Source organism: Planctomycetaceae bacterium (genome assembly GCA_041398785.1).
Classification (GTDB): Bacteria; Planctomycetota; Planctomycetia; order Planctomycetales; family Planctomycetaceae; genus JAWKUA01.
This window is the reverse complement of sequence record JAWKUA010000015.1, coordinates 89020-113599: the sequence shown is the minus strand read 5'-3', so window position 1 is coordinate 113599 and position 24580 is coordinate 89020. Positions and strand designations below refer to the sequence as shown.

Annotated in this window: 17 protein-coding genes; 7 read left to right on the top strand and 10 right to left on the bottom strand. The window is 60.3% G+C overall.

Annotation, left to right across the window (positions count from 1 at the left end):
- Positions 1 to 48 precede the first annotated feature (48 nt).
- The 6 genes from R3C19_17730 to R3C19_17705 all read right to left on the bottom strand — a co-directional run bounded on the left by R3C19_17730 (position 49) and on the right by R3C19_17705 (position 8515).
- Positions 49 to 1866, bottom strand: a complete 1818-nt coding sequence (locus tag R3C19_17730) for a hypothetical protein (protein MEZ6062183.1) — start codon at positions 1864 to 1866, stop codon at positions 49 to 51.
- 34 nt (positions 1867 to 1900) lie between these two features.
- Complete coding sequence (locus R3C19_17725; protein MEZ6062182.1) at positions 1901 to 3247, bottom strand: ATPase, T2SS/T4P/T4SS family; 1347 nt, start codon at positions 3245 to 3247, stop codon at positions 1901 to 1903.
- Positions 3248 to 3367: 120 nt separating this feature from the next.
- Complete coding sequence (locus R3C19_17720; protein MEZ6062181.1) at positions 3368 to 4774, bottom strand: alkaline phosphatase family protein; 1407 nt, start codon at positions 4772 to 4774, stop codon at positions 3368 to 3370.
- 9 nt (positions 4775 to 4783) lie between these two features.
- Positions 4784 to 5218, bottom strand: a complete 435-nt coding sequence (locus R3C19_17715; GenBank protein MEZ6062180.1) for a hypothetical protein — start codon at positions 5216 to 5218, stop codon at positions 4784 to 4786.
- 153 nt (positions 5219 to 5371) lie between these two features.
- Positions 5372 to 7195, bottom strand: coding sequence for an apolipoprotein N-acyltransferase (gene lnt / locus R3C19_17710; protein ID MEZ6062179.1), 1824 nt, complete (start codon positions 7193 to 7195; stop codon positions 5372 to 5374).
- A gap of 333 nt (positions 7196 to 7528) precedes the next feature.
- Positions 7529 to 8515, bottom strand: a complete 987-nt coding sequence (locus R3C19_17705) for an adenosine kinase (protein ID MEZ6062178.1) — start codon at positions 8513 to 8515, stop codon at positions 7529 to 7531.
- A 384-nt stretch (positions 8516 to 8899) separates the two neighbouring features.
- On the opposite strand from R3C19_17705, the gene R3C19_17700 reads away from it, so the two are divergent.
- The gene (locus tag R3C19_17700; protein MEZ6062177.1) at positions 8900 to 10108 is read left to right on the top strand and encodes a hypothetical protein; all 1209 of its coding nucleotides are present in this window, start codon (positions 8900 to 8902) and stop codon (positions 10106 to 10108) included.
- Positions 10109 to 10115: 7 nt separating this feature from the next.
- On the opposite strand, the gene R3C19_17695 is transcribed toward R3C19_17700, so the two are convergent.
- Positions 10116 to 10706 carry a phospholipid scramblase-related protein gene (locus R3C19_17695; protein ID MEZ6062176.1) on the bottom strand — a complete coding sequence of 197 codons (591 nt, stop codon included), beginning with the start codon at positions 10704 to 10706 and terminating at the stop codon, positions 10116 to 10118.
- A gap of 365 nt (positions 10707 to 11071) precedes the next feature.
- Here R3C19_17695 and R3C19_17690 point away from each other — a divergent pair, with 365 nt between their 5' ends.
- The 3 genes from R3C19_17690 (at position 11072) to R3C19_17680 (ending at position 13969) form a co-directional block, all read left to right on the top strand.
- A complete protein-coding gene (locus R3C19_17690; GenBank protein MEZ6062175.1) occupies positions 11072 to 11917 on the top strand; it encodes an MBL fold metallo-hydrolase in 846 nt (281 codons plus the stop codon).
- Between the two features lie 136 nt (positions 11918 to 12053).
- Entirely contained in the window at positions 12054 to 13061 is a 1008-nt protein-coding gene (locus R3C19_17685) for a phosphatidylserine decarboxylase family protein (protein MEZ6062174.1), read from the top strand.
- A complete protein-coding gene (locus R3C19_17680) occupies positions 13061 to 13969 on the top strand; it encodes a CDP-alcohol phosphatidyltransferase family protein (protein ID MEZ6062173.1) in 909 nt (302 codons plus the stop codon). Before R3C19_17685 ends, R3C19_17680 begins: the two co-directional genes overlap by 1 nt.
- A gap of 36 nt (positions 13970 to 14005) precedes the next feature.
- Here R3C19_17680 and lpdA read toward each other — a convergent pair whose 3' ends face one another.
- From lpdA to aceE, 3 genes are all read right to left on the bottom strand, one after another.
- Positions 14006 to 15424, bottom strand: a complete 1419-nt coding sequence (lpdA, locus tag R3C19_17675) for a dihydrolipoyl dehydrogenase (GenBank protein ID MEZ6062172.1) — start codon at positions 15422 to 15424, stop codon at positions 14006 to 14008.
- Positions 15425 to 15569: 145 nt separating this feature from the next.
- The gene (locus R3C19_17670) at positions 15570 to 17207 is read right to left on the bottom strand and encodes a 2-oxo acid dehydrogenase subunit E2 (protein ID MEZ6062171.1); all 1638 of its coding nucleotides are present in this window, start codon (positions 17205 to 17207) and stop codon (positions 15570 to 15572) included.
- A 121-nt stretch (positions 17208 to 17328) separates the two neighbouring features.
- Positions 17329 to 20031 carry a pyruvate dehydrogenase (acetyl-transferring), homodimeric type gene (aceE, locus tag R3C19_17665; GenBank protein MEZ6062170.1) on the bottom strand — a complete coding sequence of 901 codons (2703 nt, stop codon included), beginning with the start codon at positions 20029 to 20031 and terminating at the stop codon, positions 17329 to 17331.
- 351 nt (positions 20032 to 20382) lie between these two features.
- Between aceE and R3C19_17660 the strand changes: the two genes are divergently transcribed.
- Genes R3C19_17660 through R3C19_17650 form a run of 3 tightly spaced genes read left to right on the top strand, consistent with a single transcriptional unit; the run spans position 20383 to position 23294 of the window.
- Entirely contained in the window at positions 20383 to 22233 is a 1851-nt protein-coding gene (locus R3C19_17660; GenBank protein MEZ6062169.1) for a carbon starvation protein A, read from the top strand.
- A gap of 24 nt (positions 22234 to 22257) precedes the next feature.
- Positions 22258 to 23007: a DUF4058 family protein gene (locus tag R3C19_17655; GenBank protein MEZ6062168.1), complete on the top strand. Its 750-nt coding sequence runs from the start codon at positions 22258 to 22260 to the stop codon at positions 23005 to 23007.
- 8 nt (positions 23008 to 23015) lie between these two features.
- A complete protein-coding gene (locus R3C19_17650; protein MEZ6062167.1) occupies positions 23016 to 23294 on the top strand; it encodes a hypothetical protein in 279 nt (92 codons plus the stop codon).
- Positions 23295 to 24580: the final 1286 nt, after the last annotated feature.

The following is a 24580-nucleotide window of genomic DNA, read 5'->3' as shown; positions in this document are numbered from 1 at the left end:
CCATCGCGGCGACCTTCGCTCACCGTTGCGGAATATCAGCTCGCGGACTCACACATCAAGTCCCATCATGCGCATCAGTTCGATGGCATTGCTGCGCTGCACGACGCCCGGGCGAAGCTGATAGTCGAAGCTCATCGAGCCGTCGATGATCTGATCTTCGAAGTGCATGTTGGCGGCGCGGCCGTCCATTGTGTCGACAATCTGCGTGAGTGCCAGGTCATGAGTGGTCACCAGTCCCAGGCCGCCTCTGGCCACCAGAGTCCGGATTACGGCTTCGGCTCCGTGACGGCGGTCGTGAGAATTCGTCCCGTGCAGGATTTCGTCCAGCAGAAACAGCACAGGCCGCGTTTCGGACGTCAGGTCGACGACGGACTTCAGCCGCTGGACAACGCTGAAGAACAGTGATCTGCCTTCCTGCAGAGAATCGCTGACTCGCATCGCCGTACCGATTTGAAACGGATACGTCGTCAGCGATGCCGCGTTGGTTCGCGAACCGCAGAAGGCCAGCACGGTATTGATGCCGATGGAACGCAGCAGCGTGCTTTTTCCCGACATATTCGATCCGCTGATCAGCAGCAGCGGTCGTTCGACGGTCAGGTCTACGTCGTTGCGGACACATTCCTCACGAGGCAGCAGCGGATGACCAAGCTGTTGAGCGGAAAACAGCGGCGCGGAATCGTCACAGTTCGGCAGGCAGAAGTCGCTGTTGTCGAAATTGAATGCTCCCACGGAAATCAAAGCTTCCAGAGTCGCGGCCGCTTCCAGCCAATCCGCGACCCTGGCTCCGTGCCGGTCCCGCCAGGTTTCGATGCGGTGTGTCAGCACCACCAGCAGCCCGCACATCCATGCGACGGGTGCGAAGAGCTGGTTCCGTAAAGCGTTGTTCAGCCAGGCAATCAGATTGCTCAGGTGCCGGATTTCCGCTGACGCCGAATGACCGGCAACACTGAACTGCCGCTGCAGGTCCTGCAGTGACGGTTCGGAAAAGGAATGCTGTTCGAATTCACGAATCATCGCCGACAACTGCCGCAGTGAGGAATCCACGTTGTCGACGACGCCGGCGACACTCTTGATCTGTGCGCGAGTCAGCCAGATCAGCGGTGCCTGCAGCACCAGCACCAACAGCACGATCGTCCACGGAATGAGCGCCAGCAGCACCAGCAGCAGCACAAGTGCTCCCAGAATTCCCAGCAGCGATGACAGCGACAGAATCCATGCGGGAATCGGTCGCGCAGATTCGGCAATCCAGCCCGTCAGCACGGCTTCAGCGGCATCCCAGCGTCCCTTTTCGTCGATCACAGCCAGCCGTTCCCGCAGATCAAGATCGTTACGGAGTGATTCCGCCTGACGCTGGCGTCGCCGCAGTACTTCGACGGAAGGCACAGTCGTCATCCACGATGCCAGGCGGCGGCGACCGGGCAAAGTGCGGCACTGATTCATCTTCTGGAACAATGACCCCTGACCGAACAGATCCAGATCCTGCGACCACGAATGCGCTGCGTCGCTGAATGACTGACCCGTGTCCGGCAGCGTCTTCCATTCACTGGTCAGCCGCTGCCTCGCGTGCTGGTAGAATTCGCTGGCGGCGTCAGCACGCTTCAGCTTTCGAATCGTTCCCGCATGAATCAGCACCAGCGCAGTAAAGACGCTTGCGGGAATCAGGATCCACCACCAGGAAACGGACTCGTCGCCAAAGCAGACGAAGACCGTGCATACCAGCAGCGCGAAGGCCGCCAGCCGAAACCGCACGAACCGCTGATCCGTGCGCCGCAGATCGTCGAGCTGCGACTGGCACGCGCGCAGCCGTGAATCGTATTCCATCGCGGCTGCCGCGGCCCCGCTGGTAACCGGCGAATCGCTGGGCATGCTTGTCCTGCTGCACGAAAGGCGACGGGGAAAATCAGGCCTGCGGACGCGGACGGCGCTTCTTCGCCGGGCGGCCCTTTGGTCCCTGAAAACTGCGCTGAACTTCTTCCAGCGACGTCTTGCCTTCCACGACAAGCCGCAGCGCATCCTTCTGCAGAGTGCGCATGTCTTCGCGGAACATCTGTTGCCGCATCGCCGCCGGATCGGCACCGGCGGCTACTACTTCCTTCATCCCGTCCGACATCTCCAGGACTTCAAAGCACGGAATGCGACCGTAGTAGGGCATTCCGTTGCAGTCGGCGCACAGTTCTTCAATGGTCGGAGCTTCAGGATCGTCCGCCGGCGGCGGCGCGGGAGCACGGTACAGCACGGTCACTTCCGGCGGCAGACCCAGCCGCTTCAACAACTGAGGATTGGGTCGAAATGCCTGCTTGCAGTCGTCACAAAGCTTGCGGATCAGCTTGTGCGTGACGACGCCTTTCAGGTGTTTCAGGACGCTGTCCACGCCGACCCACTGGATCAGCGTCTGCACGGCTTCGATCGGAGTGCGGCAGGGAATCTCCCCGACGAAGCACAGCCGGTCGCTGAAATCGAACAGCAGTTGCGTCGTTTTGGGGTCGGTGAACGGAGGCATGTAGACCAGGTCGGCTTCACGGCGGGAAATCCGGTCCAGCGTGAAAGCCAGATCATGACCTTCTTCCGGTTCGTAATCGGCGACGTTGACCAGCGAGTGCTCGCCGACGTCTGCCAGATTGAAAACGGAGTAAAGATACGGATCGGTACAGTGCAGCGTCACCAGCGATAGCGACGTAATTCCGGAATCCGGTGGCCCGCAGGCCAGCACGATGCCCTTGCTGTCGGACGTAAAATCTCGAATCTTCTGCCGCAGATCGTTGGGGACTCCGACGTCCTGCGGACGGATAAACGAATCTTTGGGATTCTCGATGCGAATTCGCAGACGCTCCGCGCCGCCTTTGACGGGAGTCGACAGGACCAGCAGTCGGTACGCCTTGCCGGTGTATTCGGATCGGATGCCGCCGGACTGCTGGACCGTTCGTTTCTGAGGATCCAGGCCGGCCAGCAGTTTCAGCATCTGCACCATCCCGACGCCCTGCCTTGCGGGGACCGCGCCGGCGGGATACGCAATACCGTCCACGACGAATCGAATCGCGATCTTGCCGGGTGCCGGTTCCAGCAGGACTGTATGAGCCCGCCGCGAAAGCGCATCCGTCACCATTCTCTTGACGGGAACCAGGGCCGCCTGCACCAGCCGGGGATTCTGCTTGAGGTTCGCGTCGCGACCGTACATGGGCCCCTGAAACAGGACCTGCTCACGTTCGTCCAGATCTTCTTCTTCTTCCTGAGCGTCGCCTTTCGCCACGTGCTCGAACCTTTCCGAATGATTGACAGTACTTCGCCTGGCCCGTGGACAACAACACCCTGCGACACCCGGACGCCACCGGCACGGCATTCTGATCGACAGTGCCACAAGTGGCCAGCTTTACAACGCAAATTGTCGCATCAGCAGCAGATCTCGCACGTCGACCGCATGAACTTCGTCACGCTCACCGTCTCGGGACGAACTGATAAACACCGCCGCGTCCGATTCCAGCCGCTCCGTATCCGGCAGCCGGCCGTGGCTGCCCCTGACGATCGACGCATCCAGGCCGATAACGTCCATGTAATACCGAAATCCCAGCAGCTTTCGCGCGAGTCGGGAGGCTACCTTCAACCTGGGAAAACGAATCTGCGGATCGATGAACAGCTCCACAGGGTCGTACCCCGGCTTGCGGTGAATATCGACGGTCCGGGCGTAGTCAGGCGCAACCGCGTCATCCAGCCAGAAGTAGTAGGTGAACCAGGAGTCACGGCCGCTGACCGCCACCAGCTCGCCGCTTCGTTCGTGATCCAGGCCGACGTCTCGCTGACCGCTTTTGTCGAAAACGTGTTCCACTCCGTCGAGACTCTGAAGAATCTGCCGCACGCGTTCGACATCAGTTTCCGCCTTCACATAGACATGAGCCACCTGGTGATCCGCCACAGCGAACGCTCGCGACGCGCCGCAGTCCAGTGTTTCCCAGCCCGTTGGTTCCCGCCGAACTCGCAGCAATCCGGCTTCGCGAAGAGCCCGGTTGACGTGAATGGGCCGGTTGACTTCGGTGATCCCGTATTCGCTCAGCACGACGATTTCCGCGCCGCGTTCACGGCCCGCCGCAATCAGCCGGCCGGCTTCGTGATCCACCGCCCGGATGTCGTCGACGATCCGCGGATCATGCGGCCCCAGTCGCTGCAGGTTGTAATCCAGGTGAGGCAGATAGATCAGCAGCAGCGACGGATCGTGTTCGTTCAGCACGGAAAGGCCGGCGTCCGTAATCCACCGGGAACTTCTGATGTCCGCCGTCGGGCCCCAGAAGTTGAACAGCGGAAATTGGCCGAGTTTCCGCTGCAGGTCATCCCGCATCTGTGGCGGTTCGGAGTAGATGTCGGGGATCTTGCGTCCATCGGCCGGATACGACGGTCGCGGCGTCACTGACCAGTCAACGTCGGCGTACATGTTGTACCACCAGAACAGGTTGGCGGTCGTGTGAGACGCGTCGCGGCGCTTTGCCGTCTGAAACAGCTTCTCCCCGCGGACCAGACCGTTGGACTGTTTCCAGAAACCGACTTCGGCCAGGTCTCGAAAGTACCAGCCGTTGCCGACGATCCCGTGATCGCGCGGCAGCGTTCCCGTCAGCAGCGTCGACTGGACGGAACATGTCACCGCCGGCAGCACCGTCTGCATCGGCCTGGCGAACCCGGTGTCCAGCAGAGAGCGAATGTGCGGCGTGTTATCGCCCAGCATTTCGTAAGTCAGCCCGACAACATTGATGACGATCAACTGTCGATGGGCTTCACGTCCGGAAGGCATTTCGCGCGATCACTTTGCCGGTTGCTGTACGTCCTGAACCACCATCAGCTTGTGGTTCGCAACATCGTATTCGTACCGCTGACCCTTCGGCAGAACCGGCAGCCTCATATTGTTGGCCTGGATCACCTGAGTCATGAATTCATCGTGATCCTTCGGATACCGGCCGTTCGTCGCCTGGAACAGATCCACCGCGTGCTGGATGGCCAGTTCGGAAATCTGCTGTTTGGCTCCCGGCAGCGCTTCCAGCGGCCCGGTAACGGGATTGGTATACACGATGTCGGACGACACGGTTTCTTCGCCTTCACGGACCTGGAACTCGCCGATGTCGGTCGTCGTCTTCGGTCCGGCCGGCTTCGACGACTGCATGCCTTCGTCAAGTCCGCAGCCGCCGGAAGTCAGCAACAGCACCAGCGGAATCCCATGCAGCAGGTTTTTGAGTTTCACGGTTGCGCCTCCGCCTTCAGGATTCAGGACCGTCTGAGAAGCAAACGGCACCAGGCCGCAGCGATGTTGCGAATCGGAATGACCTGGCTTCGTCAATGCATGATGCCAGGACCCGGTATCATAGGTGTCGCCGAGGAATCACTCGCCGAACCGTCATTCACGGCGTTTGACAGGATACACCAACCCCAGCAGAACTGTCACGCTGCACAGCATCGGGAACCAGTCGCCCCAGCGCAGATACAGCGTATCTCGCGAATCCAGCGGAATCTGCCCGCATAACACCGCCGAACACTGGCGACGGCGTGCTCCCGTCTGCTCGTCATACATCGAATCCACTTTGCGGAATTCCGCATCGAGAGCGGCGGTCTCTTCGTTCATCACCAGCATGTTGTCCGGCTGGCGAATGCAGCCGTTGGAATCAATGAACGCGGAGATCCCGGTGTTGACGGCTCGCACCATGGGCCGGCGAGTTTCCACGCAGCGAAACACGGCCGTAATCAGGTGCTGATCCAGTTCACTCGACCCGTGGAACCAGCCGTCGTTGGTCAGATTGATCAGAACATGCGGGCGGCCGAACGACTGATCGCCGGCCCGAACAACCTGTCGAACCAGATGAGGCACCGTGTCCTCAAAGCAGATCACCGGCGCGAAGCGAGCCGTTCCGTATTCGAAGACCTTTGGCTGTCCGCCGGCCTCAATGCCGAACCCCGCGCCGAACGGTGTCAGTTTCGCCAGCCACGGAAATACCGTCCGCAGCGGAATGTACTCACCAAATACAACGCGATGCATCTTGTCGTATCGGTCCACGTACCCGAGGTCCGGCCGCACGAAGGCCGCGGAATTGAACGTCTTCATGCCGGTCATCGTGGCCTGATGAGTCTGCAGGCCGAACATGATGGCCGCAGCCGTCTCCTGGCTGCGGTTTTCCAGCAGTATGCGAGTTTCCTCGTCACGCCATCGCGCGACTTCCTGCTTCGCGATCTCTGCGTTTGTGACACCGCTTTCGGGAGGAAGCATGGCGATCAGGTCATCATCCGAAACGTCGGCGTCCACCACGAAGTCGGGGACGGGAAACATGGTCTCCGGCCAGACAATCAGATCCGGCCGAAGCTTCGCCGCTTCCGTCGTCATCAGGTCATGCTCACGAACCATTCGCAGCCACTGATCGCGGTCGTGCTTGATCTCCGGCGTGAAGTTGCCCTGGACGATCGCCACCACCGGGCCGTCCGGATTCGGGACATCCGGCTGCCGGCGAATGTAACCGTACAAACAGGCTCCGCCGATCACAGCCAGGCTGACAAGGATCGGGACCTGCCGGACTCCGGACTCGGACGAAAGCATGTCGTGCTGACTGCGGACCAATCGCGTTCGCGCCAGCCAATGAACGGGAACCAGCCCCGCTACAGCCGCGGAAGCAAGCGCCACGATAAATGAAACTCCATACGCGCCGGTGACGTCCGAAATCTGAATCAGCGTCGTCCAGCGGTATTGAGAATGGCCAAGGTAATACCAGGAAAAGCCGGTCAGCAGATACGCCCGAGCGTACTCCAGCGCGGTCCACACGACCGGAACCGCCAGCCACATTGGTACGCCGCGGCTGACAATCCGGCGAGACACCGCCAGAAACACGGGTGTATACAGCGACACATAGAACGCCAGAGCCAGCAGAGCGAAGTGCATGGTCCAGTGCCCCAGCCTCATCCACTGCAGCGTCACCAGCCAGCACACGAACGAAACTCCGGTGACCGCCAGGTACGCTTTACGCGGAAGCCTCTGAATCCGAACAAGCTGGCAGATCGGCACCAGAGCCAGCCAGGCCACCGGAGCGAACTCCATTGGTGCAAAGCTGAACCACAGCAGAACTCCCGTCAGACCGCTGGCCGCCGCGACGGATTTCAGTGAACCCGCGGCGGCATCAGGAACTCGGCCCTGAGAAATGATCCGGTGGATTTCCGGGCGGAGCTGGGGTTCACGCAAGGGAGCGTCGTGTCCTTGTGGCTTGAGCTGCAATTCATTCACTGGCGGCCATCCTGGCTTGAAGCAATGTCGTGAAGAGCGCCTGCTGAGGCAGATGGGAACCCATTCTGAATCCACTCGGCCGACGATCCGAAGGATTCGGTTGACGGCGGCGGTTTCTGCCGCGATCCGACAGTCACTCCGCCGATTGCATTACCGCTGTTCGTGTGGAAAACGAATTCGCGGCATGATTCTGTCAACGGACGTCCGCCGACGCGGACGCCAATTGTAGCTGCCGTGCCCCGGGATCAGAATCCCGGTTCGCGAGAGGGCCCGGCCGGGGAATTCCGGGCTTCAGTTGATCAACTCCCGGATTTCCTCAGCGGTAAACTTGTGGTCCATTCTCGCTCCGAGCTGCGAGACGATTCGCGCGGCGGCGTGAGATCCCAGATGGCCGGCCTGCTTCCAGGTCATGCCGTTGGTGATGCCATACAGCAGACCCGCGGCGTACATGTCACCGGCGCCGGTTGTGTCGATGGCGTTCACGCTGACTCCTTCAATGGCGATCGCTTCACCGCCGTGCATCACGATCGACCCGTTTGGTCCCAGAGTCATGGCGACGTTCTCGGCATGCCGATGGATTTCCGCAGCGCATTCGATCGGATCCTCCCTGCCCGTCAGGCTTTTCGCTTCTTCTTCGTTGCAGAAGAACAAATCGACCGGGCCTTCCACCAGAGCCCAGATGTCGTCCCGCAGCAGGTTGACCAGAAACGGATCGGACGCCGTGAAAGCGACTTTCACGCCGTGCTTCTTCGCCAGTTCAATGGCCTTCATCGCGGCCGGCCGGGAGGTTTCGCCGGTCAGCAGATATCCTTCGATGTAGACATATTTGGACTGCCGCAGTTCGTCTTCGCGGATGTCGTCTTCGGTCAGCGTCGCGGCGACACCCAGATTGGTCAGCATCGTTCGCTGAGCGTCCTCGGTAATCAGAATGGCGCTGGTTCCGGTCTGGCCGGAGGACGACGGAGCAACTTCGACGGTGACGCCCATCTTCCGCATATCGTCCAGGAAGAACTGCCCGATTTCGTCCGTGGAAATCTTGCCGACGTAGGCCGCCCGGCCGCCAAAATCCGCGACACCAACGATCGTATTGGCCGCGGATCCTCCGGCGCAGCGGTTCAGCCGCACGCCGTCCAGACTCGCCAGAACGGCCTGCTGAGTGGCATCGTCGACCAGCGTCATGATGCCCTTGTCGAATCCGCTGGCTGCGATCACGCTGTCCGGGACGCGCGCCTGAATGTCCACCAGTGCGTTGCCGACACCAAAAACGTCGTATTTCATGAGTTTCCGTGTGTGATAGATGTTTCGATGCGACGTCTGCCCGGTCGAAATGAAGCCTGCCCCACCCGCGAACGAGTCGCGGACTGGTCCGCGATCCGGGGTCAAACCGGGGCAGGGCAGTCACGCGCTGGGAGTGATTTTGAGCAGAAGACACCCGTCAGAGAATTCCCGGCGGCGGAGCATACCACTTCTCAGTGCCGACGGAATCCGGCGGCGCAGCTTCACCCGTCAAACTGGCGAAACCTGCGCGGCAATGGTGGTTGCGACACGCATGCTGGATCATGGAGGCAATCCGTGACGATCTCAACCAAGACAGTTCAACGCCACTTTGAACCGGCAGATTCTGCGCGAACCGACAGGTCTGTGACGAACCGGCGGATCTTCATGAGCACGTTCACAGGATTACAGCAGCAGGCATCGCGGCGACGGCGGCGACTGGCGACCGACGACCTGGAACTGCTCGCTGAATTCGGCACCGAAATTCATGCCGACGATGACAGCGACGAACCCGCCGAACCCGAATTCTGCGCCGTTCGCAGCGACGAACTGCTGCCTCGCATGGTCTTTCGAAAGTTGTGGAAGCAAAGTCTTCTGGTCGCTGCTGTGGTGCTTCTCGGAATGATCGCCGTCGCGCTGGACCAGAGCTTCGCCGCGAACTTCGTCGCCACGGCGGAGGCGACTCCCCGATTGCAGGACGGGCTGGCGGGAATTTACCTGCTGGTGTCCGGCCAACTCGCACTGCTGATCGGCTGGATCCGGTCACGAAGCGCGGTCGACTTCAATGGACGTTACCGCTGGTGGAAGTGGCTGAGCGCTTTGCTGATCGTTTCCGGAATTGTCTGGCTGACGAATTCTCAGCACACGCTGCCCGTCCTGGTCGCGGAACTGGCGAGACCGCTGATCGGCGGCGTCACGGCGGCACGCGGAACACTGGTCATTGTTCCCATGCTGGCGCTGGGTAGTCTGGTGATCGTTCGAATTGTTCCGGACATGAGCCGATGCCGGACCTCGCAGGCCCTGTTTTGCCTGGGCCTGTTGCTGCTGACGGCCAGGTTCGCGCTGAAGTCATCGGCGGCGGGTCTGACGATCTCGCCGAGTGAGCTGACGACCGTGCTGCTGTCGGCTGCCACATGTCTGGTCGCTGCGATGCTGTTGCACAGCCGCTATGTTCTGTTCGTCAGCAACGATCCTCCGGTTGCCGCCAGAAAACCCGCTGCAAAGCCGGCGCGACTAAGCGAAACGGACGCACCACAACTCCCCGCAGCAGCGAATTCAGGTCCTGCCAAAGTACCGGCCGACAGCACGCCGCAGGCTCCCGCCGCGCAGTCCGCAGTTCCGCAAAAGAAGAACGCGGCAACAAAGGTCGCGGCGCCAAAGGTCGCGGCGCCAAAAATCGCGGCACCCAAAGCCGCGTCGCAAAAACCGCCGGCTGCGGCAACGTCCGGCGCGGCACCCGTTAATGCCGCCGCCAGCGCTGCAAAAGACAGTGCGAAGAAGGCAGATTCAAAGCCAACCGCGGATGAAGTCGCCGCCGTGGAATCGCCAGCCCGGCAGTCTCGCAAGAGCAAGAAGAAACGGCGCCGCGCCGCGTGACAACGGCCTATCGTTCCTTCAGCACCATGTCGATGCACATAACGGCCGCCATGATCAGCCCGCGAATCGGATTGTCGGGCGGCACGTCTTCGGAAATCTGCAGCATGTAGTTGTCGGCGGATGTGAACAGTTCGCGACCGATTCCTGCCCATTTCTTGGAGACACTGGCGAGTTCCCGATCGCCGGCCTTGAATTTGAAATTCCAGCCCGTCCACTTGCCCTGCAGCAGGCACAGTTCGCGATCGTCCGGACCGAGCACTCGGAACGCGCCGCCCAGTGAGAACAGCTTCTGCTTGAAGCCGCCGATCCGCTCATCGTCGGCATCCAGAACATCGACCGTCGACAGAAACAGCGAAACGCCGCGACGGACGCTCAGGATCGGTTCGCCGGACGGCGTGCGCAGATCCACATGAAATGGCGTCAGAGTCTTGTAGTCCGTGAACCGCAGCAGCTTCGTGAACATGCCAAGACGATCCTCACGACAATGAATGATCTCCTCATTCGTTTCCGGATCATAGATGTCATAATTGTTGGCCGCCTTGAACATGCCGACATGTTCCTTCACCAGATACAAATTGCCGTTGAGTACCGGATGCATAATCGTCTGCCCTGAAATGCCGCGGTCTTGGTGATTCGCTGACGGAACACGAATCGGACGGGTGCGAGAATCGTGGGATATGCCTACGGGAATTGCAATCAACCGGCCAGCGCTTCGTCAGTCGAACATTGATGAATCGCCCGAGCGGGGATATCGGCAGCTCGGCAATCGACGGGCTCTGCAAGAGTACGGGCGAGGCTGCCGCAGTGCCGCTGTCGTATCAGACGGCGCAGGGAACACACGGCTCGAAAGGAACCTCGCCCTCCGGGGCACCGTCGCGGCTCTCGCAGCGTTCTCAGTCGGCTGTTAGCTTACGGCGTAATTCGAACCACTTCGCGCCGACCATTTCGCCCCCTGAGACTCCCGTGACTGATCCTTCCATTTCTGACGCATTCCCGAAGGATTCAACGGAGGCGCCTGGCAGAGCAACCGGGGCGAATCTGACACTGATGGGCACGGGAACCAGTGTCGGGGTTCCGATCGTGGGTTGCGATTGCCACGTGTGTCAGTCCGACAACCCGAAAAACAAACGTCTGCGATCCGGCATCCTGGTGCGGGACGCAGGTGGTGAATTCGTCATCGACACCGGACCGGAACTGCGCCTGCAGCTCATTCGAAGCAGGGCGACGCTGATTCAGGCGGCGCTGTTCACGCACGCTCACGCCGATCACATCATGGGTCTGGACGACCTGAGAATTTTCGGCTTTCGACTGCCGGATCCGATTCCGCTGTACTGTGAGGAATCCGTTGAAGACAGCATTCGAAGAATCTTCCACTACGCATTCATCGACCCGGCGACGCTGGCCCATCCGTATGCCGCTCCCCGACTGCGATTCGAACGGATCACACCGGGAAAGCCGTTTGGAGTCCTCGGCCAGGAAATTCTGCCGGTACGGCTGCACCACGGACCTTTGCCGGTCCTGGGCTTCCGAATCGGCGACGTGGCGATCTGCACCGACGTTTCGACAATCCCCGCGGAGAGCCGGAAACTTCTGGCCGGACTGGATACGCTGATTATCGATGCGCTGCGATACAAGCCTCACCCGACACACATGCACCTGGACGCGGCGCTGAATGCCGTGAATCGACTGAAGCCGCGCCGTACGATTCTGACTCATATGGCTCACGATTTTGACTATGAGCAATTGGCCCGCGAACTGCCGGATGGCGTCGAACCAGGTTACGATGGCCTTCAGGTCCCGCTGGTGTAAGGGATTTCCGACGGACCGTGCCGCATTGTCGCGGGTCTCGTCGGTCGCCCCGTAAACGCCGCGTTTCAATTGCCGTGAAGCCAGCCGCTTCTTCGCGAACAGGCATCTTTGGAAATTCGATCCCGCAATGGTGGATATGACTGAAAATTCCGCGGTCGGCGTGACTGTCACCGGCAAACCTCGTGACCTGATGCCCATGGATCCGCAACTGACGGACATCCAGCCCGGCGGCGGAATTGTGATTCATCTGGAACAGGCGTGGGGTCGAGTCCGCCGGCTGTGGCTGAAGACGTTTCGTCGCGGCTACGTGAAACGAATGGAATCCTGCCGCCAGGGAGACTTCAATCCGTGCCCTCACGAAGTGCTGGATTCGCGGGATCTGAAGTTTCACCGCAACCAGGGAGGCTGGTACTGGGATCCTGCGGATGATCCGTTCGCCTGGCGGGACCGAATTCCGTTCGCTCGCGTCGGACTCGCTGAATTGCTGCTGATGGCGGGAAGCTTCTTTCTGCTGACCCTGGCGTTCGGCTGGTGGGCTGTGGAAACCGGCGGAACGATGCGTGCAGTGGCTTCGGTGTTGGCAGTCGCCGCCGCCGTGTGCGGAATTCTGATCGCATGGTTCTTTCGTGACCCGACGCGGGCAATTCCCGCCGGCCCCGGACTGGTGGTTTCTCCCGCAGACGGAAAAGTCGTCGAGATCGAAGAACTGGATCACGACGAGTTCATTGGCGGCCCGGCAGTCAAGATCGGCATCTTTCTGTCAATCTTCAACGTCCACATCAATCGAGCTCCGCTGGCCGGAAAAGTCATCGGGCTGATGTACCGGCCCGGAAAATACCTGAACGCTCTGCGCCCCGAATCCGCGCGGGAAAACGAACGGCTGACAGTTCTGCTGGAATCGCCGGAACCGCCATATCGCGGTTTCGTTGTTCGCCAGATAACCGGAGCCATCGCCCGGCGAATCGTGTGCTGGCTGAAACCAGGAGACGTTTTGCAGCGCGGTGAGCAGTTCGGGATGATTAAACTGGGTTCCCGAACGGAACTGCTGCTGCCCGCCGAATCGACCCTGAAGGTCCGCACGGCCATCGGCGAGCATGTGAAAGCCGGGACGTCCATTCTTGCCGAGTACCAGGACGGCGATTGATGAGTACCGAAACCGACGCCGATTACGAATCAGCGCCCTTCCGCCGAAAGACGCGGCGACAGAAGGTGTTCGCCGTGCTTCCCACGATGCTGACGCTGGGCAACGCCGTCTGCGGATTTGGCGCCATCTCGATCGCCGCAAAGGTCGGCCCGGATTCCTTCGGCGGGAACGAGCTGATCGTGGCGTCGCAACTGATCTTTCTGGCGATGCTGTTCGACGCGCTGGACGGCAGTGCCGCACGGCTGACAAATCAGACAACCGATTTCGGTGCCCAGCTGGACAGTCTGTGCGACGTCGTCAGCTTCGGTGCGGCACCGGCATTCATCATGCTGCAACTGACGCACCCGGCCCACCACCTGATGAACACGGTGGAGAACGCTCCGTTTGAATATCACCCCAGAGTGCTGTTTGCGATCGCCGCACTGTTTCTGGTCTGCGCAACGCTTCGGCTGGCGCGGTTCAATGTCGAAACGGACGAAGACGATTCGCATGATGCTTTCAGCGGACTGCCGTCTCCGGCCGCCGCGGGCGTCATCGTGTCATTTCCGATCGGGCTGAGAGGGCTGAAGGATCTGGTCACGGAATCCACGGCGTCGTGGGTGGCGCCGGTGCTGCAGATCGTAAGGCCGTCGCTGGTTGTGCTGCTGCCGCTGATCGCTCTCGCGACCGCCATGCTGATGGTCTCCCGCATTCCCTATCCGCACGTGTTCAACCAGTTTGTGCGGGGACAGCGAGGCCGCAAACAGATGATCCAGATGGTCTTCGCGATCGCTCTGGTATTCGTCGTGCGCGAAATGGCACTGCCGGTCCTGTTCTGCGCGTTCGCCTTCGCCGCGCCGCTGCAAAAGGCGTGGCAGAAGTCGCTGAAGCCGGCGATTCACGGTAAGGGCACTGCGGTGGGCGGATGACAACCCGCCGCAGCACGAAAGCATTGCGCCCGAAGACTACTTCTTCCGCTGCGGTTTGTACTGGTGCGTGGGCGACCCCAGCACGCCTTCGGCTGCTTCCATCAGCGTTTCGGACAAAGTCGGGTGCGCGTGGATGGACTCGGCGACGTCGCGCGCGGTGGCTCCCATTTCCACGGCAAGGACTGCTTCGGCGATCATCTCACCCGCCCCCGGGCCGACGATACCCACGCCCAGAATGCGCTGCTTTTTTGGTTCGACAATCAGCTTTGTCAGCCCTTCTGTGCGGGCCAGAGACTGAGCTCGGCCGGAGGCTGCCCAGGGAAAACGCGTGACGGTGACGTCCATGCCGCGTGCCTTCGCTTCGCCTTCGGTCAGGCCACACCAGGCGAGTTCCGGGTCGGTAAACACAACAGCGGGAATCGCCACACTGTCGAATTCGCCCGGTTCGTTCAGCAGAGTTTCCACGGCGACGTGAGCCTCCCGCGTCGCCTTGTGAGCCAGCATCGGTTCACCCGCCACGTCACCGATTGCAAGCAGCTTCGGATCCGCTGTGCGCTGACGGCGATCAATTTCGATGAAGCCCCGCTCGTCCACTTTGACTTTGGTGTTTTCCAGTCCGACACCACGACTGTTGGGGCGTCGACCGACCGAAACCAGCACTCGGTCAAACGTCTGTTCCGGAGCCACTCCGGCTCCCTCCAGGCGGGCGACGATCCCGTCATCAGTCGCCGTCAGTCTGGCAACTTTCGTCTCCAGATGAATCGCGCTGAATTGCTGTTCCAGCCGCTTCTGCAACGGCCGAACAAGATCGCGGTCGGCTCCCGGAAGCAGCCCGGACGTCATTTCGACCACCGTCACGCGGGAACCAAGGGCCGCATAGACCGATCCCATTTCCAGGCCGATGTATCCTCCGCCAATCACCAACAGACGTTGCGGCACGTCAGGCAGGCTGAGTGCTGCCGTGGAATTCATCACGCGCTCGTCACCGATGTCGAAGATCGGCGGCATCGCCGGCAGCGAACCGACAGCAATGATGCAGTGGTCGAAAGTCAGCGACTGCGAACTGCCGTCGCCATGCTTCAGTTCCAGCGCTGACGAATCCCGGAACGTTCCCCGCGCCTTGATGAGTTCAACGCCGCGCGCCTTGCAGAGCTGTTCGATGCCGCCGGTCAGGTTGCCGACAACGGTGTCCTTGAATTCCCGCAGCCGGTTAATGTCGATTTCAGGAGTCTGGAACGTCACACCCCATTCGGCGGATTCCCGGGTTTCATTGATCAGCCTGGCGACGTGCAGCAGCGCTTTCGACGGAATACAGCCGCGATTCAGACAGACGCCGCCCGGCTTCTGCCCTTCATCCACCAGGACCACCTGCAGACCATGATCCGCAGCGGCAAAGGCAGCCGGATAACCTCCGGGGCCGCCCCCGAGAACAACAACCTGAGCGTGTTTTGACATGGAAAAGCGTTTTGTTGGTGGTGGTCAGCGGATTGCGATGGAAGCCGGTGCGGCTGGCGATTGGCCGAGATTACCTGCCGGAAGCGACACTGTTTACCGGACGCAACAGCGGTGATTCAATGGCCGACAGTCAATCGAGGGCCATTCAGAACAGTTCGAAGAAATTCGTCAGGCTGCCGGAAAGTTTGACAATGAACCGTGCCGCATCGGCCCCGTTAATCGCCCGATGATCGTAGGACAGCGACAGAGGCAGCATCAGCTTTTCCGTCACCTGGCCGTCTTCCAGAGCCAGGTGCTTCTGTCCTCGCGACATCCCCAGAATGGCGACTTCCGGATAATTGACGATCGGTGTAAACGATGTTCCGCCGATCCCGCCAAGGTTGGTGATCGTGAACGAGGCACCCTGCATTTCCTCCGTCTTCAGCTTGCGGTCGCGTGCCCGAGTGGCGAGGTCCGTCAGTTCCTCCGCGACCTGCAGCACGTTTTTCTGATCGCAGTTGCGAATGACGGGCACTACCAGGCCGCCCGGTGTGTCAACGGCGACGCCGATGTGAAAGTAGTGCTTGATGATCAGTTCGCCGTTGTCCAGGTCAATGCTGCTATTGACCTTTGGAAACGCCTTCAGCGCACCGACGACGGCCTTGATCATCACAGCCGTCATTGTGACTTTCGGAGACCGCGGATTGGATTTCACATAGCGTTTTCGGGCCGCTTCCAGCTCGGTAATGTCGGCCAGGTCGTGTTGCGTGACATGCGGAATCGTGATCCATGCGCCGTGCAGGTTGGCGGCGGCAACGCGAGCGATCCTGTTCAGGGATTCCTTTTCAATCGGCCCGAACCGGCTGAAGTCCGGCAGCGGCGGCACGGACGCTGGCTGGGCAACCGGATCCGCCGACGATTTCGAGAGCCTTTCCTTCACATGTGCTTCCAGATCTTCAATCGTAATGCGGCCTCCGTCAGCGGAACCGCGAACCTGATACAGATCAACTCCCAGCTTGCGCGCCAGGCGGCGCGTCGCCGGCCCCGCCGGCGCAGGCGGACGCTTGTCGCCTTCCGATCCGCCGACACCTGCTGGCCGGACCACCGCTTTCGGTTCCGCATCGGCGGAAGCGGGTTTCGGCGATGGTGCGGTTCCGCCGGAACCTGACCGGGCAGAAGCCGGCCGGTTCGTTTCCGCATCGAACGTTGCCACGGAAATCAGCGGCGAACCCACACTAATCGTGTCACCAGCGGACACGTGGACTTCCCGGACCGTTCCGGTGTAAGGGCAATTGATCTCCGCGACCGCCTTGTCGGTTTCAACTTCACAGACAACGGCATTCGCCTGGATTGTCTCCCCGACACTGACCAGCACCTGAGCGATGTCGATGGACTCGATTCCTTCTGAAACCGGTGGCAGCCGGAACTCCACAACCCTGCTTTCGCCTGTCGCGGTGGACGCCGTCGGTCCCGAGACTGCGGTGGAAGCCGTCGCGGATTGCCCGCGTGTCGCGTGATCCGCCGTCTGGTCAGGTCGCGGACTGCCTTCACCGCGCGAACTCCCCGCGGACTCTTCAATCACAACCAGCGGTGAACCCACGGCGACGGAGTCTCCCGCGGAGACCAGTATTCTGCTGACGACTCCGGCATGCGGGCACTCAATTTCGGCGACGGCCTTTTCCGTTTCCACTTCACAGATCACAGCGCCGGCTTTGATCGTTTCACCTTCCGACACCAGGATCTCGGCGATGTCGACGGACTCGACACCTTCGGCGACTTCCGGCAGTTTGAATTCAATGGTCATGTCAGATGCTGTCAGGAGAGATTCGGTGGATGTCGCGTTGCACCCGTTGATTCAGCCCGTGGCGGACCGGTGACGCGGTGGCGGTGACCGAATCCGCAACCACCGGAAACTGGTCACGGACTCACGCATCGATCGGAAACGGAGCATCCCGGTTCAAGCCGAGACGATCGATTGCCTCGGACAACTGTGCCCTGTCAAAGGCTCCCATGCGAGCCAGTCCCTGCAATGCCGCGAAGGCGGTTGATTCGGCATCGATCCGGAAATGCCGCCTCAGTTCTTCCCGGGTTTCGCTGCGGCCGAAACCGTCGGTGCCCAGCACAAGATATTCACCCGGAATCCACTCACGAAGCTGGTCCGCCACCAGACGCACATTGTCACTGGTGGATACGAACGGCCCGGTGACATTTTCAAGAGTCCGTTCCAGGTAGCTCTTTCTGGGAGCGTCGTCCGGGTGCAGATCGTTGTAGTGACGGCAGGCCATCGCTTCACGGCGCAGCTCGCTGTAGCTGGTGACGCTCCAGACATCCGACCCGATGCCCCAGGTGTTCTTCAGGATCTGCTGAGCCGCCAAAGCGCAGCGCAGAATTGGCCCGCTGCCGAACAACTGCGGACGGTGCTGCTGACCTTCACCGCTGTCCGTGCTGCTGTAGCGGTACATTCCCTTGATGATTCCCTCGGCAATACCATCGTCATCCGGCATTGCCGGCTGTTCGTAGGCTTCGTTGTAGACGCTGAGATAATAGAAAATCTCTTCGCCTTCCGCATACATGCGACGCAGACCCTCCTGGATTATCACGGCCAGTTCGTAGCCCCAGGCCGGATCATAGGCTCGAAGATTCGGGACAGTCGTGGCCATTAACTGGCTGTGCCCGTCTTCGTGCTGCAGACCTTCACCGTTGAGCGTGGTGCGGCCGGATGTCCCGCCGCAAAGGAAACCCTTGACTCGCATGTCACCGGCGCACCAGATCAGATCGCCGACTCGCTGAAAGCCAAACATCGAATAATAGATATAGAAGGGCACCATATTCATTCCGAGATTGGCATAGGCCGAACCGGCGGCGATGAACGAGCCCATGGCACCCGCTTCGTTGATCCCTTCTTCCAGCAACTGCCCGTCCTTGGCTTCCCGATAGTACATCAGCGTGCCTGCGTCGACGGGCTCATAAAGCTGGCCCTTGCTGGCATAAATTCCACACAGGGAGAACAGACTTTCCATCCCGAAAGTACGGGCTTCGTCCGGAATAATGGGCACCACGCGATTACCGATGCCTTTGTGCCGGACCAGGCCGCGCAGAATGGCGGCCAGTGCGAACGTGGTGGATCCTTCACCGCCGTCACTGCCGGACAACAGCGGTCTGGCCTGAAATAACCGGTCGTCCAGATCAGGAACCGGCAGGCGTTCATCGACGGGACTTCGTGAAGGGACCGAGCCGCCCAGGGTCGCCCGGCACTTCTTCAGGTACTGCATTTCCTCGCTGTCGTCCGACGGGCGGTAGAACGGCACTTCATTGACATCTTCGTCGCTGACGGGAATGTTGAAGCGCGTTCGGAAATTCTTCAGTTCCCGGTCATTGAGCTTCTTTTCGTTGTGAGTCGTGTTGCGGCCTTCGCCGGATTCTCCGAGTCCATAGCCCTTGATTGTCTTGGCCAATATGACGGTGGGGGCTCCCTGATGCCGGACGGCCGCGTGGTAGGCAGCATAGACCTTTTTCGGGTCGTGACCGCCGCGGCGCATCTTTTCCAGTTTTTCGTCGGAGACGTTGGCGACGATTTCCAGCAGGTCCGGGTCGACGCCAAAAAAGTGGTCGCGAATATAGTCCGCCGACTCGACGGTATACTTCTGGAACTGGCCGTCGACGATTTCGCCCATGCGCTTGACCAGCTTGCCTTCCACGTCGGCGTGCAGCAGTGGATCCCAGTCACTGCCCCAGATGACTTTGATCACGTTCCAGCCGGCGCCGCGGAATGCAGCTTCCAGTTCCTGAATGATCTTGCCGTTTCCGCGAACCGGACCGTCCAGCCGCTGCAGGTTGCAGTTGATGACCCATGTCAGATTGTCCAGATTCTCCCGGGAAGCCAGCGTGATGGCGCCCAGTGTCTCCGGCTCATCGCATTCGCCGTCGCCGAGAAACGCCCAGACCCGAGACCTGGACGTGTCCATCAGGCCTCGATGCTGCATGTATCGCAGGAAACGGGCGTGATAGATCGAACAGATTGGCCCGAGTCCCATCGAGACTGTGGGAAATTGCCAGAAGTCCGGCATCAGCCACGGATGAGGATAGCTGGACAAGCCAACGCCGGCGGGAAGTTCGCGGCGGAAGTTTTCCAGATGAGATTCGTTAAGCCGGCCTTCCAGGAACGCTCGAGCGTACATTCCCGGGGACGCATGACCCTGAAAATAGACCATGTCGCCCGGACCATCATCACTCCGGCCGCGAAAGAAGTGGTTCTGACCGATTTCGTAAAGCGTCGCGGATGAAGCAAACGTGGAGATATGTCCGCCCAGGCCATCAAAATGTTTGTTGGCCCGATGAACCATCGCCATCGCATTCCAGCGAACCAGATTCTTGATGCGGCGCTCGATTTCGACATTACCGGGAAACGAAGCCTGCTCTGAATGGTGAATCGTATTGATGTAAGGCGTGTTAGCCGTAAACGGGAACACCACTCCGCGAGCGTAGGCGCGTTCCTGCAGGTGAATCAGCAATTCCCGCAGGCGGTCCGGTCCGTAACGGTGCAGCACGTCTTCCAGGGAATCGTACCATTCCTGCAATTCACCCGGATCAATCCCGGAAACGGTTTCCAGAACAGCCTGATCGACCATGTTATTCCCCGGAATCGCCGCGAACGGCGGTATTTTTCGGCAGTCAAGTTCCCATACATCCCCGGCTCCCGGCGCGGACCTCGTGCCGTGAACTTGCCACGGAACCGCAGAAAAACGGCGGTCAAACGTCGCCAGACGGGATAATGCGGGCGGGATTGTAGAGTCTTCCGCTTCGAACATTCAATCGGGGTGTCTGACGCCCGGCTCAGGCTTTCGAAATCCCGGTGACGGGAAGTTGGCCACAGCCTCCCTGCGACAAGGCGGAATTGCCTGCGGCGGTGGAGGCGGATAGTCTGTCAATCGAAGGGCAGCGTGTTCGCTGCCGGGTCATGGGTCGACGCGAGAAAAATCATGCTCACACTGCTGGTCGCTGTCCTGTCGTTCATCGGGTTCATCGTGGCGTACAACACGTATGGCCGCTGGCTGGCAAACAAGATCTTTCAGATCGATGAAGCCGCCGTGGTTCCGGCCCATGAGCTGCGTGACGATGTCGACTACGTTCCGACACAGCGCAATGTGCTGGCCGGTCATCATTTTACCAGTATCGCCGGAACCGGACCGATTGTCGGACCGGCCATCGCCGTTTTCTGGGGCTGGCTGCCGGCACTGCTGTGGGTCGTACTGGGGTCGATTTTCGTGGGCGCGGTCCACGATTTCGGAAGCCTGTTTGTGTCACTGCGAAGCCGAGGCCAGACCATCGGAGAAGTCGCCGGACGACTGATCAATCCCCGCGCAAAGCTGCTGTTCCTGCTGATTCTGTTCTTCGCCCTGACGATCGTTCTGGCGATTTTCGGACTGGTGATTGCCAACATCTTCACGATGTACCCCGAATCGACGCTGTCCGTGTGGGTCGCCATGCCGCTGGCGATCCTGATCGGCATGTACGTCCACAAGTGGCAAAACGCGTCGCTGCTCGTCCCGTCGCTGCTGGCACTGGCGGTGCTGTATGCGGCCGTTTATCTGGGCGTGTATTACCCCGACTGGCGAATCGTCCTGTCGGAATCCCTGCATGTTTCCGGTTCGCCGATTGTCGCGTGGACCGTCCTGCTGATGGTTTACTGCTTCTTCGCATCGGTGCTTCCCGTGTGGCTGCTGCTGCAGCCGCGAGACTACATCAACAGCCATCAACTGGTGGTGGCTCTGGTGCTGCTGGTCGCCGGCGTCGCGGTGGCCGGACTGACGGGAAAAGCGGACCTGGCCGGCAGCACTCCGGCGATTGTCAGTGCCGAGGATATCCCGGCCGACGCGCCGCCGATCATGCCGTTTCTGTTCATCACGATCGCCTGTGGAGCGTGCAGCGGATTTCACTGCCTTGTCAGCAGCGGCACCAGCAGCAAGCAGATCAACAACGAACGAGACGCCCAGTACGTCGCGTACGGATCGATGCTGATGGAAGGTGCCCTGGCGGTGCTGGTGATTCTGGCCTGCTGCGCGGGCGTCGGTATGGGAGTCAGCGACGCCGATGGAAATCTGGTTACGGGAGAAGCGGCCTGGCGAACTCGCTATCCGGCCGGCGGAAGCTGGGCAGCGTTCGGCCTGGCAAAGACCGTGGGAGCCTTCGTCGAAGGCGGAGCCAACTTTCTGTCGGCAACCGGGATTGCTCAGGAACTTGCGGTCGGCATCATCGCCGTGCTGGTCGCCTGTTTCGCCGCCACGACTCTGGACACCGCCACTCGGCTGCACCGCTACGTGATCCAGGAACTCGCCTCGTCGTTTCGAATCGCACCGCTGGCGAACAAGTACGGAGCAACGCTGCTGGCGGTTTCTCTGGGAACTCTGGTGGCCATGATTCCCAACTCCGCAGGAGAATACGGCAAGGGCGGCCTGATTCTGTGGCCGCTGTTCGGAGCGACAAATCAACTGCTGGCCGGTCTGGCGTTTATGGTCATCATCTTCTATCTGATTCGGCGAGGCCGCAGCGTGAAGTTTGCCGTCATCCCGGCGTTGATGATGACGATCATTCCGGCGGTCGCTCTGGGGTGGCAGATGTTTCATGAAGGCGGCTGGCTGGATTCCAAAGGCTGGACACTGGTCGCATTCGGCATCGTCATCCTTGCATTACAAGCGTGGATGGTGATCGAGTGCCTGATTCTGGTGCCGCGAGTGAAGGGCGTTCTGGAAGAAGCTTTGCCGCCGCTGGCTCGGCCTGCGACATCGCGAGCGTCGGCCGCTGCCGAAGCTGTTGCGGGGCCGAACTGCTGAGGATTCGATTGAGGACGGGAATTCATGCCACTACACGACTGGACCCGGGTTTCCGCGGGGCTGTTTCATCATTTTCACCAGAGTTGGTCGATCCGCATCTCGGACGCTTTGAACCAATCCGTGTTGCCTCCCGATATGTTCGCACTGGTCGAACAGCGGTCCGGGCCTCTGGAACCTGACGTCCTGGCGATCGAAAGCCGCGACTTCGAGAACGCCGATGTCGGGTCGGGGTTCGACGGCGGTGGCGGCAGCCTGACTGCAACCGCACCGCAAACCAGCATGGTCATCCACACCGACAGCACGGACTACGCCCGCAAGGCGAACCGAATCGTGGTCCACCATCAACTGGGCAACATTCTTGCGGTGATCGAAATCATCTCGCCGGGCAATAAGGACCGGCTGAAGGCGATCACCGAATTCGTGAACAAGACCGTTGAGTTTCTGGACGCCGGTGTTCACGTGCTGATCATCGATCTGTTTCCGCCGATGAAGCACGACCCGGCCGGCATTCACAAGCGCATCTGGGACGAGTACGAGGACCAGGACTTCGCCTTTCCGGCCGGTAAATCACGCCTGCTGGCGTCGTACCGGACTGACTGGGACCGGACCGCGTACCTGGAGCCTCTGGCTGTCGGCGACCCGCTGGTCGACATGCCGTTGTTTCTTTCGAGCCGTCATCACGTGAAGGTGCCGCTGGAAAGCACTTACCAGGCCGCGTGGAACGCCAGTCCCGCCGCGCTGCGACAGGCCGTTGAAAGCCACCCTATTGCGTGAGTCGCACGATGAGCGAGTCGTCAGCAGCCAGCTCAAAGCCTCGCCTCAGCCGCTGGACGCCGCGCCGAATCGTGTGGCTTGTTTCGGCTCTGGGAATCGCCGCACCGCTGCTGAGATTCCTCTGGATCATGTATGGCCCACTGCCGGCGATCGAGATCTCACCGGAAACCACCTGGGTCACGGAACCGCTGACGAACGACGGGTACGTGGACTACCTGGAGATCCTTCGGCAAGAAACAGCGGGCGATCCACGACCGTGTCGCCAGAGCAAGATCCATGGAATGTGATTCTGGATCGCGAGCGATCAGTCGGCTGGTGGTCACGAAAAACGCTGACGTGTACCGGGACCCCGGCGATGCATTCGAAGATGGCGTATCGGGTGATCCGACGGCGGATGAATTGCTGGACAGGCGGGTCCACTTCGAACTGCAACTTCCGCGCCCACCATGCACTTCCGTTTTCGGCAACAGATCAGCCGCTTATGGCCCGTGTCGTCGAGGAGAACTTCGATTGGTACCAGGCCTGCAACAGCTACGACGTCCAGTACCCGTTACATTTTGGCGTCGATTCTCTTGCCCACATTCCGCTCTCGGGCTCGAACACGAACGTGCGATTTGCCAGTCGGTTCTGCCTGCGGCGCGCTGCGTTTCGGCGAGGGCAGAACCCGAAGGCTTGCTGGACATCCGGTTCGTTTTCGACATCGCGGTACGCGAGGAACACGGAACACGGATCACGGGTTTTCGCGGCTGCGAACTTATTGAATCAGGGCTGCAACACTGCGGCAATCGGGCTGCTCTTCGGCAGACGTGCTGATCCATCGCGCTGGAGCTGATTCACAGTTGCCTTCAGACGAATTGCGACGGCGAATTGGTGAATCCTTCGAGCGATGGGAACGCATCCGGTATCTCGCCCTGCTTCAGAATATGCACGGAGCGGAGTCGGCAATCTGTTGACGTTCACCGGGGCATTCAAGACGCTCAAAGAACGAGGCGGTTTCTGCATACCGTGGACTGGAATCAGATGTTGAGAGATCAGAACCGCCTCTTCGATCGGTTCGTCGCCGCCATGAGGTTGCCAACATGGCGACAACAGAGCAAGGGATTCGGGACGCCTTCATCGCGATGGACAGCCACCCCTGCAGAGGCGTCGCTCCAGCCGCCGGTCGACGAGATCGCATTGTGGTCGTGGCATTCTCCGGGACGTGTCGCCCCCATACTTGCACGATCATGGCACCGCGACTGCGAAGATGACCTTGCAACCGCCCACACTTGCAGTCTGCAGCGTCGCGTTGTGCAAATTGCCGCCCGACTCTCACTTTTCCGGCAGCAGCACGGAACGTTTCCTGAGACATTGTCGGAGATTCTGTCGCTCGACGGCATGCGGGACGCCACGGCGGATTTGATCATAGACCCTTTCACCGGCGAGCCGCTGGTGTCCGGCGACGGGAAGACGGCTTCGTCCTGTTTTCGCAGGAAGAAACATGACGGAGGACGGGGCTGGCAGAGAAATGTTCGGTCAGGAGTGGCTGCAGTGACAGAGGATTACGACGACCTAATCTATCGCTGGCCAACAA